The organism is Stenotrophomonas sp. YJH_SMC_64 (assembly GCF_059371375.1).
The window spans coordinates 1-17864 of sequence record NZ_JCAFUN010000011.1; the positions used below are offsets into that span (position 1 = coordinate 1).

Genomic DNA, 17864 nt, shown 5'->3' on the forward strand with positions numbered 1-17864 from the left:
CACGGGTAGTGCCGGCCGCTGGCCGGCAACCCCACGACGTCGGAACGTTTCCGTATCTGCCGGCCAGCGGCCGGCACTACCAACCACCGGCTTCGGCAATTCCCGACCCGGGTAGTGCCGGCCGCTGGCCGGCAACCCCATGACGTCGGAACGTTTCCGTATCTGCCGGCCAGCGGCCGGCACTACCAACCACCGGCTTCGGCAATTCCCCACACGGTAGTGCCGGCCGCTGGCCGGCAACCCCATGACGTCGGAACGTTTCCGTATCTGCCGGCCAGCGGCCGGCACTACCAACCGCCGGCTCCGGCAATTCCCCTCACGGTAGTGCCGGCCGCTGGCCGGCAACCTCATGACGTCGGAACGATTCCGTATCTGCCGGCCAGCGGCCGGCACGACCGGGCTTTACTCTTCCTCTTCCGGCACGTCCTGCGGGTTCAACGTCTTGCTTGCCCGCTTCGGCGCGGTGAACGGCGTCGGCGTCGGTACGCCCTGGCCGGAGTTGCCAAACACCATCTTGGCGCCGGCATTCAGACCACCACCGGCAATCTCCAGTTCGAAGCGCTCGGCGTCGCGGCGGCGGATCTGCTCGGCAATCTCCACCGCATCGTCTTCATCCGCACCCAGCTCCACCAGCGCGGCCTGACCGAACAGCACTGCCGATTCAAACGTCTCGCGGATCTGGAAATCGACACCGGCATGGATCAGCCGCAGCGAATGTTCGCGGTCGAACGAGCGCACCATCAGCTTGGCCTGGGGGAACTCGTGTGCCACCAGTTCAACGATGCGGTCGGCGGCCTCGGCCTTGTCCACGCAGACCGCAATCGCACGTGCAGTCGCCGCGCCCGAGGCATGCAGCACGTCCAGTCGCGTACCGTCGCCGTAGTAGATCTTGAAACCGAAGCGCGCCGCGCTCTGGATCATCTCCACATCGTTGTCGATGATGGTCACGTCCACGTCGCGCGCCAGCAGCGACTGGCTGGCGACCTGGCCGAAGCGGCCGAAGCCGATCAGCAGCACACTGCCGGACAGGCCCTCGGCCTCGTCCACGCCGTCCATGTTCACCGTCGGCTTCGGCGCGATGCGCTTGTAGACCAGCACCACCAGCGGGGTCAGCGCCATCGACAGCACCACCACGGCGGTGAAGTTGGCATTGATCTCCAGGTTGATCACGCCGGCCGATGCGGCGGCAGAGAACAGCACGAAGGCGAACTCGCCGCCCTGCGCCATCAGCACGCCACGATCCAGCGCCTGCGCGTGGTCGCTGCCCATGATGCGCGCGACTACGTAGATGCACAGCGCCTTGGCTGCCATCAGCGCCAGCACCAGGCCGAGGATCAGCTGCCAGTTGCCGGCCACCACGCCCAGGTCCAGCGCCATGCCCACGCTGAGGAAGAACAGGCCCAGCAGGATGCCGCGGAACGGTTCGATATCCGCTTCGATCTGGTGGCGGAAGGTCGATTCGCTCAGCAGCACGCCGGCCAGGAACGCGCCCATCGCCATCGACAGGCCGGACAGCTGCATCAGCAGCGCCGCACCCAGCACCACCAGCAGCGCGGCGGCGGTCATCACCTCGCGCGCCTTCGACTCGGCCAGCACGCGGAACAGTGGGTTGAGCAGGAAGCGGCCGACCAGCACCAGGCCGACGATGGCACCCACACCGATCGCCACCGACAGCCAACGCGAACCCTCGCCATCGGCGCTGCCCGCGCTCGGGCCCATCCAGGCCACCAGCGCCAGCAACGGCACGATCAGCAGGTCTTCGAACAGCAGGATGGAGACGATCTTCTGCCCCGACGGCAGCGCGATGTCACCGCGCTCGGCCAGCAGCTGCATCACCACCGCAGTGGAGGTGAGCACGAAGCCGGTGGCGCCGATGAAGGCCACCTGCCACGGCAGGCCGAACAGTTTGGCGATGCTGGTCAGCACCAGCGCACAGGTGACGATCTGCAGCGTGCCCAGCCCGAAGATTTCCTTGCGGAGGCTCCACAGGTGCGAGGGCCGCATTTCCAGGCCGATCACGAACAGGAACATCACCACGCCGAGCTCGGCGGTATGCAGGATCGCCTGCGGGTCTGAGAACCAGCCCAGCCCGAACGGTCCGATCGCCAGGCCAGCGGCGAAGTAGCCCAGCACCGAGCCCAGGCCGGCCCGGCGGAACAAAGGCACCATCACCACCGCCGCGCCCAACAGGGCCACGACCTTGACCAGCTCGCTGGTCGCTGCTTCTACCGCCATGCGGTGTGTTCCCCAAGATCCAGAATCGGGTTCAACAATAGAGCAATGCCGATGACGGCAATAGCACGCATGTTGCGTCGGATTGTCTTGGAGGTGGAACGATGTAGGGAACTACCCCCAGCATCATCCCGAAACCATGCATCCGCGTCGGTGGGTGCCACCATGCACCCGCTTCGGTAGGTGCCAACCTTGGTTGGCACGAAAACGCCGACCAAGGTCGGCATCTACCAAGGCATTCGCCGGCCAGCCTCACCCACCCCAGCAGAACGCGGCGTAATCGATATACCCCGGGAATGGCACGTCCGGCGCGCACACCGGGCAGTGCGGGTCCGGCCGGATGCCGGTCTCGCGGAAGCGCATGCCCAGCGCGTCGAAGCGCAGTAGGCGGCCGACCAGCGGCTCGCCGATGCCCAGCAGCAGCTTCAGCACTTCGGTGGCCTGCAGCACACCAGCCAATCCCGGCAGCACGCCCAGCACACCGGCCTCGGAACAGTTCGGCGCGAACTCCGGCGGCGGTGGCTCCGGGAACAGGCAGCGGTAGCACGGCGCCACGCCGCGCTGGCGGCCGGCGTCAAACACGCTTACCTGGCCATCGAAGCGCTCGATGGCGGCGTACACCATCGGTATCGCGTGCTTGATGCAGGCGTCGTTGAGCAGGTAGCGCAGCGGGAAGTTGTCCGAGCCGTCCAGGACCACGTCCACGCCGTCCAGCAATGCATCCACGTTCTCGGAGGTGACCCGCTCCGGCACCGCCTCGACCTCGATCGAGGGGTTGAGCGCCAGCAGCCGCTCACGCGCCGAATCGACCTTGAGCTGGCCGACGCTGGCTTCGGTATGCACGATCTGCCGGTGCAGGTTGCTGCGCTCCACGCGATCGTGGTCGGCGAAGCGCAGGTGCCCCACCCCGGCGGCAGCCAGGTAGAACCCCGCCGGTGCGCCCAGCCCACCCGCGCCCAGCACCAACACGCGCGACTGCTGCAGCCGGCGCTGGCCGGCCTCGCCCACCTGCGGCAGCAGCAGGTGCCGCGAATAGCGGTCGTAGAAGTCGCGGTCGGCGGCGCTGGCCAGCGGCTGCACCAGCGGCAGCGACTGCTCGCGCCAGGCCACGGTGCCGCCCGTCACGGAAGCGACGTTTGTGTAGCCGGCCTGCAGCAGGAACTGCGCGGCGTCGGCCGAGCGCTTGCCGCTCTGGCAGATCAGCAGGATCTCCTGGTCGTGCCGCGGCAGGTGTGCGGCCGGGTCGGCCTGCAGCTCGCCCTTGGCCACGCCGCGCGCGCCCTCGGCCATCCCGCCGGCCCGCTCGTGCGCCTCGCGCACATCGATCAGCACCGCGCCATGGGCCAGGCGCTCGCGTGCCTGCGCGGGGGAAAGCTCTTGGATGCTCATGGCGGCATTATCGCGCAGACATCCTCGGCGCGCCCTGTCCCGAACATGGCACCATGCGGGCGTTGCCCCTGCATCCCGGAACCGCTGCATGCGCTCTGCCACCGAATTCTGGCGTGACCCGCGCATGCCCTTCGTCGAAAGCCGACGGGCATGCGACAGCCGCGCCTGCCATCGCCCGCACAGCCATGACACCTTCTCGATCGGCGCTGTCGACGCCGGCAGCAGCCTGTTCACCGGCGCCACGGAAGGACCGCGCCTGCTGCAGCCCGGCAGTCTGGTCGGCGTGCCCGCAGGCCGCGTGCACGCCTGCAACCCCCTGCCCGGCCAGGTCTGGAGCTACCAGATGCTGCATCTGGACCCGCGCTGGATGGCCGAGGTCCGCGCCGAGTATGACGACCTGCCCGAACCCGACTGGCAGCAGGAACCGATTCGGATTTCCAACCATCGCCCGCGCTACCAGCAGTACTGCCAGCTCAACGAGACGCTGTTCTCCGACGATCCGGTCAGCGTCAAGGAAGCGGCCCTGATCGCGTTCGTCGGCGATCTGGATGAACACGATGGTGTTGCCGTCGCCGGCCCGGTTGAAGATGCCGCGTTACAGCAGCGCTTGCAGCCGGTGATGGACGTCCTGCGCCAGCGGCTCGAACACACCCCGGCCCTGCAGGAGCTGGCATCGCTGGCAGGCATGAGCCGCTACCAGCTGATCCGCGCCTTCCGACGGGCCACGGGCCTGACCCCGCACGCCTGGCAGATCGACCAGCGCATCCAGGAGGCCCGCCGGCGGCTGTGCGAAGGGCAGGCACTGGCCGTGGTCGCGCATGCGCTGGGTTTTGCCGACCAGAGCCATTTCCAGCGGGTCTTCAAGGCCCACGCCGGTGCGACCCCGGGCCAATACCGGCGCTGAGCCTGCAATAACGTTCAATACCATCGCGCGGGGCATCCGCAGACTGGCGCCCCAGCCAGCCGCCGCCGGACCCGATGGAACAGTTCCTGGTCATCGCCACCGTACATTTTCTCGCCCTGCTCTCACCCGGCCCCGACTTCTTCCTCGTTGCACGCACCGCGATCACCTCGGGCTGGCGCACCGCCAGTGGTGCCTGCGCAGGCATCGCCGTCGGCAATGGCGTCTTCATCGTGGCCGCTTTCACCGGAACGGCCATGCTGCGCCCAGGCAGCGCAGGGTTCATTGCGGTGCAGTTGGCGGGCTGCGGGTTCCTGCTGTACCTCGGCACGCTGTTCCTGCGCCATGCGGGTTCGACGACGTTGCAGGCACCTGAAGCTGCCGCCGGATCGCCAGCGGGTGGGGCCCAGGGATGGTGGAGGGCGGCAGCGCTGGGTGCCCTGTCTGCGCTGCTGAACCCGAAGAATGCGCTGTTCTACGCAACGCTGGCGGCAATGCTCAACGGTCCGCAGCCCAGCGCCGCAACGAAGTTCTTCTATGGCGCGTGGATGTTCGGCATCGTCCTGCTATGGGATCTGCTGGTTGCCGCGCTGGTTGGCCACCCGTGGGTGCTGGGTCGATTCGCGCGTGCCCTGCCCTGGCTGGAACGGGCCGCAGGGCTCCTGATGATTGCGCTGGCGCTATGGATCGCCGTGTCGCTGTGGCTGGGCTGATGCCGGTAATTCGCGCCTGTCGCAATAGCGTTCAATACGGCGCGTCCAGCGCAGCCCACACTCGGCACTTTCTGTAGTTTGGTGGCAGGTTTTCGTGCAGCAGTTCGTTGCGGCGGGCATGCTGGGAAACCGCGGCCTGTGGACGCTGGCGATGCAGTGCGCGGGCTGCCTGCTGCTGCTGCGCCTGGCGGGCATGTGCCTGCGCGACGCCGGGCTGACCTCCCTCTCTCCGCTTTCCCTGCAGATGCCCCGGGGCCTGAAGGCCCGCTCCCGTTGGCCGCACGCCGAGGCTGGATGCCTGTTGGCGCTCGCCAGCATCAACAACTGGACGCTGCAGTTCGCGGTTGCAGCCCTGGTCAGCGGCCTCGTTGCCGACATGGATACAAAGGCCGCTTACGTGGCCTGCCTGGGCGCCGTCGCGCTGTCGCTCGGCCTGCTGATCGCGTGGCTCGGCAGCCATCCGCGCTGGGCACAGCGGTGTTGCCGATTGCTTCCGTGGCTGGAGCATGCTGCGGGCCTGGTGATCGGCGCGGTGTCGGTGGCGTACCTGGCAGGGGTACTGGGTACCACCCTGGTCTGGGCAAGCCTCACGGGGCAGGCGCAGCTGCCCGAATCGATGATGGCCGCGCCCCGCAGCGCCCCATGCGCATTGCCGCATTGCCGCGCTCGTCGCAACAGTTCGCCATGATCGAGGACTGTAGACGTAGGGGTAGTACCGGCCGCTGGCCGGCAACCTCGTGAACACGCCAGGCATCATCGGGTTGCCGGCCAGCGGCCGGCACTACCACAGACAAGAAAGGCGGCCCTGCGGCCGCCTTCCCGTGAATCACTTGCCCTTGACGTGCTTCATCAAGCGCCGCTTGGCCTTGACCTGCCGCTCGGTGAGGACGTTCTTCTTGCCCTCGTACGGGTTGGTGCCCTCGCGGAAGATGAAGCTCACCGGCGTACCGATCAGCTTGAAGCGCTTGCGGAAGAAGTTCTCCAGGTAGCGCTTGTACGACTCCTGCAGTTCCTTCAGGCGCGTACCGTGCACGATGAAGGTCGGCGGGTTTGCGCCGGCCGGGTGCACGTAGCGCAGCTTGGAGACGTGGCCGCGGATGGTCGGCGGCGGATTGGTCTCGTACGCCACTTCCAGCGCCTTGTTCACTTCGCTGGTGGTGAAGGTCTTGTTCGCCGATTCGTGCGCGCGGTGCACCGCACGGAACAGCTCGCGCAGGCCCGAGCCGTGCTTGGCCGAAATGCGCACCGATTCGGCCCACGGCACGAAGCCCAGCTTCAGCGACAGCATGGTTTCAGCCTGTTCGCGCTGGTACTCGGTCAGGCCATCCCACTTGTTGATGGCGATCACCAGCGCGCGGCCGGCGTCGAGCACGGCACCGAGCACGGTGGCGTCCTGGTCGGTCACGCCTTCGGTGGCGTCCAGCATCAGCACGGCGACCTGGCACTGCTCGATCGACTGCATGGTCTTGACCACCGAGAACTTCTCGACGACCTCGTCCACGCGCGAACGGCGGCGCAGGCCGGCGGTGTCGATCAGGCGGTACTCACGGCCGTCGCGCTCCAGGTCCACCGCGATCGAGTCGCGGGTGGTGCCCGGCACGTCGGAGGCGATCATGCGCTCCTCGCCGAGGATGCGGTTGACCAGGGTCGACTTGCCCACGTTCGGACGTCCGACGAAGGCGATGCGGATACGGTTCGGATCGTTGTCCAGTTCTTCGCCGCTGCCTTCTTCCGGCAGGCGCTGGATCACTTCGTCCAGCAGGTCGTCCAGGCCCTGGCGATGCGCGGCCGAAACGGTCAGCATCTCGCCGAAGCCGTAACGGGCGAATTCCGAACGCACGCTGTCCTCGTCGGTGCCGTCGATCTTGTTGATCAGCAGCAGCGTCGGGCGCGACAGCTTGCGCAGCCAGGCCAGGATCTCGTCGTCCAGCGCCGAGGTGCCCTCGCGGGCGTCGACGACGAACAGGATCAGATCGGCTTCGGCCGCCGCAGCCCGGGCCTGGCGCGTGGTGGCACCCGCCAGGCCTTCGTCTTCCCCGGCAATACCGCCGGTATCCACGACGAGGAAATGGTTGTCCTCGTCGAGGCGGCAGACGCCGTAGTTGCGGTCACGGGTGACGCCAGGCTGGTCATGGACCAGCGCGTCGCGGGTGCGCGTAAGCGCATTGAAAATAGTCGACTTGCCGACATTCGGCCGTCCAACCAGGGCGACCAAAGGCAGCATCGCGATTACTCCAATTTTTAATTTGCCAACCGGAAGGCGGTCAGCTTGCCATCCACGTTCTGCACCAGCAGCACCCCGTCGACGACGACCGGCTGGGCCAGCAGGGCGTCACCGCCGCTCTTCGCCCGTGCCGCCATCGCACCATCGGAGGTCTTCAACCAGTGCACGTATCCCTTGTAGTCGCCGACGACCACGTAATCACCGTGCAGCGCCGGGCCGGTCAGCGAACGACGCGCCAGCTCGGTCTGCGACCACATGGCAGCGCCGGTCGCCTTGTCCAGGCCGAACACGCCACCCTTGTTGTCGGTGACGAACACATTGCCCGACGACACCGCCACGCCACCTGCACCGCCATGGTCGCGCGCCCACAGCGGGCGACCGGTCGGGCCTTCGATGGCCATGGTCTGGTTCTTGAAGCTGCTCACGAAGAGGGTGTTGCCCTCCAGCACCGGAGCACCGTCGACATCGGCCATGCGGTCCAGTTCGGTACGGCCTTCGCCGTTGCCAAGGTTCTGTTCCCACAGGGTACGCCCATCCTGCATGGCCAGCGCGGCAACCGCGCCTTCGTCCTTGCCGATGAACAACACGCCCGGACCGGTGACCACCGGCGCGTTGCCGCGCACGGTCAGCGCCGGCAGTTCGCTCGGGTTGAACCACTTCTGCGTGCCGTTGCCGGCATCGAACGCGGTGACGCGGCCGTCGTTGCTGCGCACGAACACCAGGCCCTGGGCCACGGCCGGCGCGGCAATGACCTCACCCGGAACACGGGCGCGCCACTTCTCGCTGCCGTCATTGATGTCCAGGGCGATGACCTGGCCATCGAGCGTGCCGATCACGACCAGGTTCTCACCGACACCCGGGCCGCCGGACAGGCGCAGCTTCGGCTTCTTCTTTTCCTTCTGCGGCTCCCAGGTCCAGACCTTCTTGCCGGTCTGCAGGTCGATGGCGTGCACGCCGCCAGTGATCGCCGCAGCGAACACGTGGCCATTGGCAACGGCCGGGCCCTGGCGCACGCCGATGCGGCGCTCGCCCTTGCCGAGGTTGACTGACCAGGCCTTGTTGACCTTGACGCTCGGCTCGAACTTGACCAGCTCAGCCGGCTCCTGGGCCTTCTTCGCTGCCGCGTCCTTGCCGGCGAACCAGCCCTTCATGGTGCTGCAGCCGGTCAGGGCCATGCCCATCAGGAGCACGGTGGCGACGCGGGTGATCATGACCTTCTGACTCATCAAACCGACTCCGCAGGGGCGGCGACCGTGCCGCCGGCATCCATAACCTTGGTTTCCAGCAGGCGCCGCTGCGGCGCTGCCACGTCCAGCGACTTCAGCGCCTTCTCGTACTGTGCGCGGGCGTCATCGCGCTTGCCCTGCGCCATCAGCGCATCGCCATGGATTTCCAGGCTGCTGCTGTCGGTGGCGCTGCCCAGCAGCTTGATCGCCTCGTCGCTCTTGCCGGTGGCCACCAGCAGGCGGGCCACACGCTGGTCGACCACGCGCTGCAGGTCGCTTTCGACCTTCACGGCGCGCAGGGTGGCCAGCGCTTCTTCGTTCTTGCCGGCGTCGACCTGGGCCTTGGCCAGCTGCAGCGCCGCGAGGTCGCCATAGATGCTGGACGGGCCCGCTTCGAGCGCCTTCACTGCCTTGGCAGCGTCGTCGAGCTTGTTCTGCTGAAGACCGACCAGGGCCTTCTGGTATTCCACGTTGGCCGAGGCCAGCTTGCCGCCCTGATCCTTCTGGTACCACTGCCAGCCGGCAATGGCACCGATCGCGATGGCTACGCCACCGAGGATGCTGGCGCCATTCTTCCGCAGCCAGCTGCGGACGCGTTCACTTTGTTCGTGCTCGTCGAGCAGATCGTCGATCGCCATGCGTACTCTCGCCCCGCCCATCGGGAGGGACCATTGGGTTTAATCGAAGGTGGTGAAACCGCGCCTCAGTGCGAAACCGGGACTACGGAGCCTTCAGAGGATACCTGAAAGCGTGCCACGTTGGCTCGCTGGTAGGGGGTCAGATCGACGATAGCGCCGTTCTGCTGAACCTGGACCGCCGAGGCGTTGCCCAGGGTCACCCGGGTCACCTGGCCCGGCGTGAAGCTGCGGCTCTCGCCGGACTTGATCAGCGCCTTTTCGACCGTGGCGCCGTCCGGACCACCGATATCGACCCAGCTGTCGCCGTTGAACTGCATCTCCAGCGTATTGGCGGCTGCGGGCGCAGCGGGTGCCGAACGCGGCACCGGGGACAGCGAAGCGACATACGGGGTTGCGGCCGGCTTGCTGGCCGGGGCACTCGCGACTTCAGCCGGGGCTGCCGGCTCGACACCCGCAGCGGACGGGGCCACCGGCACAGCGGCCGGGATCGCGTCCAGCGAGGCCGTGTTCGGCGACGGCGTGGCGCTGCCATCGAAATGGCCACGGGTGGCGAACCACACCGGCACGGCCAGCACGGCGGTGATGCCGACGTACAGCACGCGCCGGCCGAGATTCTCGGCAATGCGGCGCGCACGCGGGGTATGGGTATGGCTGACCAGGGTGGGCGGCACGACAGGACCCACCTGGGCCTGCTCCAGCAGCTGGCTCACATCGACGTCGAGCAGGCGCGCGTAGCTGCGCAACTGGCCGCGCACGAAGACGGGCGCGCCCAGCTTCTGCCACTGCTCTTCCTCCAGCGACCTGACCACCTGGACCGGCATGCGCAGGCGCGAGCCGACATCCTCAAGGGTCAGTCCGGCCGCTTCACGGGCCTGGCGCAGGCGGGTGCCGCAGCCGGCCGCAGTCTCGAGAGCGCTCACAGTCTGGTCATCAATCACAATGCATCAACCCTGGAGTTAGGAGCCCGCTTCCTGCGGAAATTCCTGTCGAATGCGCTGAAGATAGCGGTCAGATGCCGCCCGATCACCCAGCCGCGCTTCGATTTGAGACGCAAGTTGTAACACGGAACGCGTTGCGGGTGCAGCCGCAATCCTACGTTCGGCGAAGGCCCGGGCCTCCATGTAGCGACCCTGGCGGAAGCTGAGCTGGGCCATGGCCTCCAGCGCGACCGGGTTTCCCGGCAGCGCCGACAGCGCCGCGCGCAGGTCGCGCTCGGCACGCTCGAACTGGCCTGCATCCAGCGCACAGCTGCCGGCATTGGACTGCGCTTCGGCGACGGCGGGATTGCCCGGCGCCCGCTGGGCACGATCGAACCACACCAGCGATTCGGCCGCCTGGCCCTGCTGGCACAGCCAGGCACCATAGTTGTTGAGCACGTCGCCACGTTGCGGCGCCAGCTCGGCAGCCTTTCGGAAGTTCTCGCCGGCCTGCTGGCTGCGGCCGCGACGCTCGTCGATGCCCGCAAGCAGGACCAGGCCGTCGGGGGCCGTCGGCACCAGCTTCTGGGCTTCGCGCGCCTTGCGCTCGGCAGCATCGAGATTGCCGCCCTGGATGTCGCGGCCGGCCAGGGTCAGCAACTCCTGCCAGCGCACCTGCTGCCGCACCCCTTCCGGATCACGGACGGAGTAGACCGGCGCCTCGCTCGGGCCAAGCTTGGCCTTGGGATGGGATTTGCAGCCGCCGACCGCGAGGGCCAGCGTGCCTGCGAGCAGAACCAGCCAGAGGCGGTCAGGCCGCGGCATCGCTCCCCTTCCCCGCCTGCAGCGTCTTGTTGAACTCCGCCTGGCGGCGGGTGCGGTCCATCACCTGGCCCTTGAGCTGGCCACAGGCGGCGTCGATGTCGTCGCCACGGGTACGCCGGACCATGGTCAGCACGTTGCTGTCGAGCAGGATCTTCTGGAAGGCGCGGATGTGCGCCTCTTCCGAACGCTCGTAGCGGGTACCCGGGAACGGGTTGAAGGGGATCAGGTTGACCTTGCCCGAATCCTTGGCCTGCACCGCGTTGTCGAACTGGCGCATCAGGCGGGCCAGCTCGCGGGCATGCTCGGGCTTGTCGTTGATGCCCTTCATCAGGGTGTATTCGAAGGTGACCGATTCGCGGCGCTTGTTGGCGCGCAGGTAGCGTGCGCACGAGGCCATCAGCTCGGCGATCGGGTACTTCTTGTTGAGCGGCACCAGGGTCTCGCGCAGCGCGTCGTTCGGCGCATGCAGCGACACCGCCAGCGACACGTCGCTTTCGGCAGACAGGCGGTCGATCTGCGGCACCAGGCCGGAGGTCGACAGGGTCACGCGCTTGTTGGCCAGGCCGTAGCCAAGGTCGTCGCGCATCACGCTCATGGCGCGCACGACGTTGTCGAAATTCATCAGCGGCTCGCCCATGCCCATCATCACCACGTTGGTGAGGCGGCGCATCTGGTGCGGGACGTTGCCCAGGTGGCGCGCGGCAACCCACACCTGGCCGATGATCTCGGCGGTGGTCAGGTTGCGGTTGAAGCCCTGGGTAGCAGTGGAGCAGAACGTGCAGTTCAGGCCGCAACCGACCTGCGAGGACACGCACAGCGTGCCGCGGGTCTTGTCCGGGATGTACACGGTCTCGATGGCGTTCTTGCCATCCACGCCCATCGCCAGCAGCCACTTGTGGGTGCCGTCGGCGGAGGGCTTGTCGAACACGATGTTGGGAACCAGCACCTCGGCATGGGCCTGCAGCTTGGCGCGCAGGACCTTGCCGAGGTCGGTCATTTCATCGAAGTCGGTGACGTAGCGATGGTGGATCCACTTCATCACCTGATGGGCACGGAACTTCTTTTCGCCGAGAACCTCGACGAAGAACTTCTCCAGGCCCGCGCGATCGAGGTCGAGCAGGTTCTGCTTGCCAGCCGTGGGTGCCGACTTCGGCAGCGGCTGGATGGCGGGGGACTGTACGACCTCGTTCACGGCATTACTCTCAGCGCGAAACGACTTCGGTGGCGGCGAAGAAGTAGGCGATTTCAATCGCGGCATTCTCGACCGAGTCCGAGCCGTGGGCGGCGTTGGCATCGATGGATTCGGCGAAGTCGGCGCGGATGGTGCCCGGCGCGGCTTCCTTCGGGTTGGTGGCGCCCAGCAGGTCGCGGTGGGCCAGGACGGCGTTCTCGCCTTCCAGGGCCTGGATCATCACCGGGCCGGAGATCATGAACTCGACCAGCGCGTTGAAGAACGGACGCTCGCGGTGCACGGCGTAGAAGCCTTCGGCTTCACGACGCGACAGCTGCTTGTACTTGGCGGCCACGACCTTCAGGCCGGCCTTCTCGAAGCGGGCGTAGATTTCGCCGATGACGTTCTTGGCAACGGCGTCCGGCTTGATGATCGAAAGGGTGCGCTCCAGCGCCATGGGATGTCTCCAATGGAATCGGGCCGCTGATGGCCCGAAGGGTAACATGAAAAAAACCCGCGTCGGGACGCGGGCTTAGCCTGATAAACGTAGGCGAATTGTAAAAGATAAAGCGGCGGCATGGTAGTGCCGGCCGCTGGCCGGCATTGGGCACCATTCAACCTAGGAGCTGCCGGCCAGCGGCCGGCACTACCCCATTCACCGACCTGAGTGAAATCTGACCGGGTCGGCCGATTTTGCTGCACTGCAAAATGCCATACGGTACCGTCTGGTCCTAGTATCAAACAATCGTTTGATTAAGGTCCGCCCACCGATGGCCAAGCCCGCCCACTTCTCGACCAAGGACCGGATCCTCGGCGCGGCCGAGGAGCTGTTCGCCCAGCACGGCTTCGCCGGCACCTCGCTGCGCCAGGTGACCAGCCAGGCCGACGTCAACATCGCCGCGGTCAACTACCACTTCGGCTCCAAGGAAAACCTGGTCAACGAGGTGTTCCGCCGCCGCATGGACGAGATGACCGGTGCCCGCCTGTCGCAGCTCGAGCGCGCCCGCGCCGAGCACCCGGGTGAACTGCGCCCGGTGCTGGCTGCCTTCGTCGAGCCGGCCCTGGCGCTGGCCCAGGACCGCCAGAACGGCGGCGCCTTCGTGCGCGTGATCGCCCGCGCCTACGCCGAGAAGAACGACAACCTGCGCAAGTTCCTGTCAGACCACTACGGCCACGTGCTGCGTGCGTTCGGCAAGGCCATCGGCGAATGCGTGCCGGACCTGAGCAAGGAGGAGCTGTACTGGCGCCTCGACTTCCTGGCCGGCTCGCTGACCTATGCGATGGCCGACTTCGGGCTGATCAAGCGTCCCGCCGGTGTCACCGAAGCGGCGCATCGTGCCCATGCCGCCCACGAACTGATCCATTTCGCCGAAGCCGGGTTCCGCGCCGCCGCACGCGCCAGCGCCCTGCCCGCTTCCCTTGATTCCACCCAGTAACTGCTGACCAACAAAGGCCCTACACCATGTCCAATTCCCTGCTAGTCCGCCGCGCCGCCGTGCTGGGTGCCGGCGTCATGGGTGCCCAGATCGCCGCCCACCTCACCAACGCTGGCGTCGACACCGTGCTGTTCGACCTGCCTGCCAAGGAAGGTCCGGCCGACGGCATCGTGCTGAAGGCGATCGCCAACCTGGGCAAGCTGAGCCCGGCGCCGCTGGCCAGCAAGTCGCTGGCCGAAGCCATCACCCCGGCCAACTACGAGTCCGGCCTGGAGCAGCTGAAGGACTGCGACCTGATCATCGAGGCCATCGCCGAGCGCATGGACTGGAAGCAGGACCTGTACAAGAAGATCGCCCCGTTCGTGGCCGACCACGCGGTGCTGGCCTCCAACACCTCGGGCCTGGGCATCAACAAGCTGGCCGACGTGCTGCCCGAACAGCTGCGCCACCGCTTCTGCGGCGTGCACTTCTTCAACCCGCCGCGCTACATGCACCTGGCCGAGCTGATCCCGGCCACCACCACCGATGCCGCCGTGCTGGAAGGACTGGAAGCATTCCTGGTCACCACCCTGGGCAAGGGTGTGGTGTACGCCAAGGACACCCCGAACTTCATCGGCAACCGCATCGGCGTGTTCTCGATCCTGTCCACCATCCACCACACCCAGCAGTTCGGCCTGGGCTTCGATGAAGTGGACGGCCTGACCGGCCCGCTGGTCGGCCGCCCGAAGTCGGCCACCTACCGCACCTCCGACGTGGTCGGCCTGGACACCATGGCCCACGTCATCAAGACCATGGGCGACACCCTGCCGAATGACCCGTGGCATGAGTTCTTCAAGTCGCCGAAGTGGCTGGACGCGCTGATTTCCAAGGGCGCGTTGGGCCAGAAGACCGGCGCCGGCATCTTCCGCAAGGTCGGCAAGGACATCGTCGTGCTGGACCTGGAGAAGCAGGACTACCGCCCGGCCGACCGCACTGCCGCACCGGAAGTGGTCGAGATCCTGAAGATCAAGAACCCGGCCGAGAAGTTCGCCAAGCTGCGCGAGAGCCAGCATCCGCAGGCGCAGTTCCTGTGGGCGACCTTCCGCGACCTGTTCCACTACAGCGCCTACCACCTGGCCGACATTGCCGAGACCGCGCGTGATGTCGACCTGGCCATCCGCTGGGGCTACGGCTGGTCGCTGGGCCCGTTCGAAACCTGGCAGGCCGCCGGCTGGAAGCAGGTGGCGCAGTGGATCGCCGATGACATCGTCGCCGGCAAGAGCATGAGCAATGCCCCGCTGCCGGATTGGGTCTTCGATGGCCGCGACGGCGTGCATGCCGCCGAGGGCAGCTACAGCCCGTCGCGCAACGCCAAGCTGCCGCGCTCGTCGCTGCCGGTGTACCAGCGCCAGCGCTTCCCGGATCCGCTGCTGGGCGAGAAGTTCGCGCCGGGCGAGACCGTGTTCGAGAACGACGGCCTGCGCATGTGGCACGACGGTGATGGCATCGCCGTGGTCAGCTTCAAGACCAAGATGAACACCGTGTCCGACCAGGTGCTGGACGGCCTGCAGGAATGCGTGAGCCGCGCCGAGAAGGACTTCCAGGGCCTGGTGATCTGGCAGCAGAAGGAACCCTTCTCCGCCGGTGCCGACCTGGCCGGTGCACTGGGCCTGCTGCAGGCCGGCAAGGTCGACCAGTTCGAGGAAATGGTCGCCAACTTCCAGCGCACCAGCCAGCGCATCAAGTACTCGCTGGTGCCGGTGGTGGCAGCGGTGCGTGGCCTGGCCCTGGGCGGCGGCTGCGAGTTCCAGATGCACAGCGCCAAGACCGTGGCCTTCCTGGAAAGCTACATCGGCCTGGTCGAGGCCGGTGTCGGCCTGCTGCCGGCCGGTGGCGGCCTGAAGGAACTGGCCGTGCGTGCCTCGCAGGCCGCAGGCCCGGGCGGTGACGTGTTCGCCGAACTGAAGAAGACCTTCGAGACCGTGGCGATGGCCAAGGTGTCCAACTCGGCGGTCAACGCCAAGGAACTGGGCCTGCTGCGCAGTACCGACAAGGTGGTGTTCAACAGCTACGAGGCCCTGCACATCGCCAAGGCCGAAGCCCGTGCACTGGCCGAAGCGGGCTACCGTCCGCCGCTGCCGGCACGCCGCATCCAGGTGGCCGGTGACGTGGGCATCGCCACCTTCAAGATGATGCTGGTCAACATGCTGGAAGGCCGTTTCATCAGCCCGTACGACTACGAGATCGCCGAACGCATCGCCACCGTGCTGTGCGGTGGCAAGGTCGACCGCGGCACCCTGGTGGACGAAGAGTGGCTGCTGACCCTGGAGCGCAAGCACTTCGTCGAACTGGCCCAGCAGGAAAAGACCCAGGCCCGCATCGCGCACATGCTGAAGACCGGCAAGCCGCTGCGTAACTGATTGATGGCGGGTGCCGACCCCTGGTTGGCACTCCTCTGCCTCTGGTGGGTGCCGACCGTTGGTCGGCACCCCGGCTAAAAAATTCGAGAGATCACTGCAATGACCAAGCAAATCCAGGACGCCTACATCGTCGCCGCCACCCGCACCCCGGTCGGCAAGGCGCCCAAGGGCATGTTCCGCAACACCCGCCCCGACGACATGCTTGCGCACGTGCTGCGCAGCGTCGTCGCCCAGGCCCCGGGCGTGGACGTCAACCGCATCGATGACGCGATCATCGGCTGCGCCATGCCGGAAGCCGAGCAGGGCATGAACGTGGCGCGCATCGGCGTGCTGCTGGCCGGCCTGCCCAACACCATCGCCGCACAGACCGTGAACCGCTTCTGCTCCTCCGGCCTGCAGGCCGTGGCGCAGGCCGCCGACGCGATCCGCCTGGGCAACGCCGACCTGATGCTGGCCGGTGGCACCGAGTCGATGTCGATGGTGCCGATGATGGGCAACAAGATCGCCATGGCGCCGAGCGTGTTCGACAACGACCACGTGGCCATCGCCTACGGCATGGGCATCACTGCCGAGAAGGTGGCCGAAGAGTGGAAGGTCTCGCGCGAAGACCAGGACGCCTTCGCCCTCGCCTCGCACCAGAAGGCCATGGCCGCGATCCAGAACGGCGAGTTCAAGGACGAGATCAGCCCGTACGAGATCGTCTCGCACCTGCCGGACCTGGCCGATGGCCAGCGCATCATCACCCGCAACAAGATCGCCGACACCGACGAAGGCCCGCGCCCGGATTCCTCGGCTGAAGGCCTGGCCAAGCTGCGCCCGGTGTTCCGCAACGGCCAGTTCGGCGGCACCGTCACCGCCGGTAACTCGTCGCAGATGAGCGACGGCGCCGGTGCCGTGCTGCTGGCCTCGGAACAGGCGATCAAGGACTACGGCCTGACCCCGCTGGCCCGTTTCGTCAGCTTCTCGGTGGCCGGCGTGCGCCCGGAAGTGATGGGCATCGGCCCGATCGCCGCGATCCCGAAGGCACTGAAGCAGGCCGGCCTGACCCAGGACCAGCTGGATTGGATTGAACTGAACGAAGCGTTCGCCGCGCAGTCGCTGGCGGTGATCCGCGATTGCGGCCTGGACCCGAGCAAGGTCAACCCGCTGGGTGGCGCGATTGCCCTGGGCCACCCGCTGGGTGCGACCGGCGCGATCCGTACCGCCACCCTGCTGCACGGCCTGCGTCGTCGCCAGCAGAAGTACGGCATGGTGACGATGTGCATCGGCACCGGCATGGGCGCGGCGGGTATTTTCGAGGCGCTGTAAGGATCAAGGCGTTGCCGGCTGGAGTGTCGGTTGGCTGTGGGGCCCGGGTGGGGTGAGGCTGCCCGGGACACGCCGTGAACCCCCAGACCGGCCCAGCCGCTGGCGGCTGTGCGTTCGGGCGCTTGCGAAGCAGTGCTTCGCAAGCAAAGCGCCCTCACCCATGGGGGCTTGGCAGCGGCTTGCTAGCGTGCGCAATCCTGCGCACGCAGCAAGGCCGGGGTTGGGCGCCCTGCCCAACCCGCCAGGCGCATGCGCCTGGCCCATGCCGCTGACAGTCCCGGTCAGCCTCACCCACCCGCGCCACCCAACATTCCGCGCGGCGGAGGGTTTAGCAAAAGCAAGGTCAAAAGCTGGGGTCAGAGCCCTTTGCTGCGCAAAGGGATCTGACCCCAACAATCAAAAAAGGCAGCCATAGGCTGCCTTTTTTTGCTTGTGCTCCCGCCCTTGATTCCGCCCTTCCCGTCCGCGCCCGCAGGAAACTTGGC

Annotated in this window: 15 protein-coding genes; 6 read left to right on the forward strand and 9 right to left on the reverse strand. The window is 67.0% G+C overall.

The window, feature by feature from the left end; genetic code table 11:
• Positions 1-402: 402 nt before the first annotated feature.
• Complete coding sequence (locus tag AC5P9L_RS12915) at positions 403-2235, reverse strand: monovalent cation:proton antiporter-2 (CPA2) family protein (protein ID WP_005413113.1); 1833 nt, start codon at positions 2233-2235, stop codon at positions 403-405.
• A gap of 249 nt (positions 2236-2484) precedes the next feature.
• A complete protein-coding gene (gene moeB, locus AC5P9L_RS12920; protein ID WP_164173210.1) occupies positions 2485-3621 on the reverse strand; it encodes a molybdopterin-synthase adenylyltransferase MoeB in 1137 nt (378 codons plus the stop codon).
• 88 nt (positions 3622-3709) lie between these two features.
• Here moeB and AC5P9L_RS12925 point away from each other — a divergent pair, with 88 nt between their 5' ends.
• The 3 genes from AC5P9L_RS12925 (at position 3710) to AC5P9L_RS12935 (ending at position 5923) form a co-directional block, all read left to right on the forward strand.
• Positions 3710-4525 carry a helix-turn-helix domain-containing protein gene (locus AC5P9L_RS12925; RefSeq protein ID WP_049407049.1) on the forward strand — a complete coding sequence of 272 codons (816 nt, stop codon included), beginning with the start codon at positions 3710-3712 and terminating at the stop codon, positions 4523-4525.
• A 74-nt stretch (positions 4526-4599) separates the two neighbouring features.
• The gene (locus AC5P9L_RS12930) at positions 4600-5235 is read left to right on the forward strand and encodes a LysE family translocator (protein ID WP_049397574.1); all 636 of its coding nucleotides are present in this window, start codon (positions 4600-4602) and stop codon (positions 5233-5235) included.
• A gap of 94 nt (positions 5236-5329) precedes the next feature.
• Complete coding sequence (locus AC5P9L_RS12935; RefSeq protein WP_495230636.1) at positions 5330-5923, forward strand: lysine transporter LysE; 594 nt, start codon at positions 5330-5332, stop codon at positions 5921-5923.
• Positions 5924-6061: 138 nt separating this feature from the next.
• Here the strand turns inward: AC5P9L_RS12935 and der are convergent, their stop codons facing one another.
• The 7 genes from der to ndk all read right to left on the reverse strand — a co-directional run bounded on the left by der (position 6062) and on the right by ndk (position 12693).
• A complete protein-coding gene (der, locus tag AC5P9L_RS12940; RefSeq protein WP_012479950.1) occupies positions 6062-7459 on the reverse strand; it encodes a ribosome biogenesis GTPase Der in 1398 nt (465 codons plus the stop codon).
• Between the two features lie 17 nt (positions 7460-7476).
• Positions 7477-8685, reverse strand: coding sequence for an outer membrane protein assembly factor BamB (gene bamB, locus AC5P9L_RS12945; RefSeq protein ID WP_005409300.1), 1209 nt, complete (start codon positions 8683-8685; stop codon positions 7477-7479).
• A complete protein-coding gene (locus AC5P9L_RS12950; RefSeq protein WP_005409299.1) occupies positions 8685-9323 on the reverse strand; it encodes a YfgM family protein in 639 nt (212 codons plus the stop codon). Before AC5P9L_RS12950 ends, bamB begins: the two co-directional genes overlap by 1 nt.
• 65 nt (positions 9324-9388) lie before the next feature.
• Positions 9389-10261 carry a RodZ domain-containing protein gene (locus AC5P9L_RS12955; protein WP_099524645.1) on the reverse strand — a complete coding sequence of 291 codons (873 nt, stop codon included), beginning with the start codon at positions 10259-10261 and terminating at the stop codon, positions 9389-9391.
• A gap of 18 nt (positions 10262-10279) precedes the next feature.
• Entirely contained in the window at positions 10280-11065 is a 786-nt protein-coding gene (locus AC5P9L_RS12960) for a tetratricopeptide repeat protein (RefSeq protein ID WP_005409297.1), read from the reverse strand.
• Positions 11052-12257 (reverse strand): dual-specificity RNA methyltransferase RlmN, encoded by a 1206-nt coding sequence (rlmN, locus tag AC5P9L_RS12965; RefSeq protein WP_005409296.1) that lies wholly within the window; start codon positions 12255-12257, stop codon positions 11052-11054. The genes AC5P9L_RS12960 and rlmN overlap by 14 nt, the downstream gene beginning before the upstream one ends.
• 10 nt (positions 12258-12267) lie before the next feature.
• Complete coding sequence (gene ndk / locus AC5P9L_RS12970; protein WP_005409295.1) at positions 12268-12693, reverse strand: nucleoside-diphosphate kinase; 426 nt, start codon at positions 12691-12693, stop codon at positions 12268-12270.
• A gap of 313 nt (positions 12694-13006) precedes the next feature.
• Between ndk and AC5P9L_RS12975 the strand changes: the two genes are divergently transcribed.
• The 3 genes from AC5P9L_RS12975 (at position 13007) to AC5P9L_RS12985 (ending at position 17379) form a co-directional block, all read left to right on the forward strand.
• Positions 13007-13672, forward strand: coding sequence for a TetR/AcrR family transcriptional regulator (locus AC5P9L_RS12975; protein ID WP_005413120.1), 666 nt, complete (start codon positions 13007-13009; stop codon positions 13670-13672).
• Between the two features lie 26 nt (positions 13673-13698).
• Complete coding sequence (locus AC5P9L_RS12980) at positions 13699-16071, forward strand: 3-hydroxyacyl-CoA dehydrogenase/enoyl-CoA hydratase family protein (protein WP_010484579.1); 2373 nt, start codon at positions 13699-13701, stop codon at positions 16069-16071.
• 99 nt (positions 16072-16170) lie between these two features.
• Positions 16171-17379: an acetyl-CoA C-acyltransferase gene (locus AC5P9L_RS12985; protein ID WP_005409292.1), complete on the forward strand. Its 1209-nt coding sequence runs from the start codon at positions 16171-16173 to the stop codon at positions 17377-17379.
• Positions 17380-17864 lie beyond the last annotated feature (485 nt).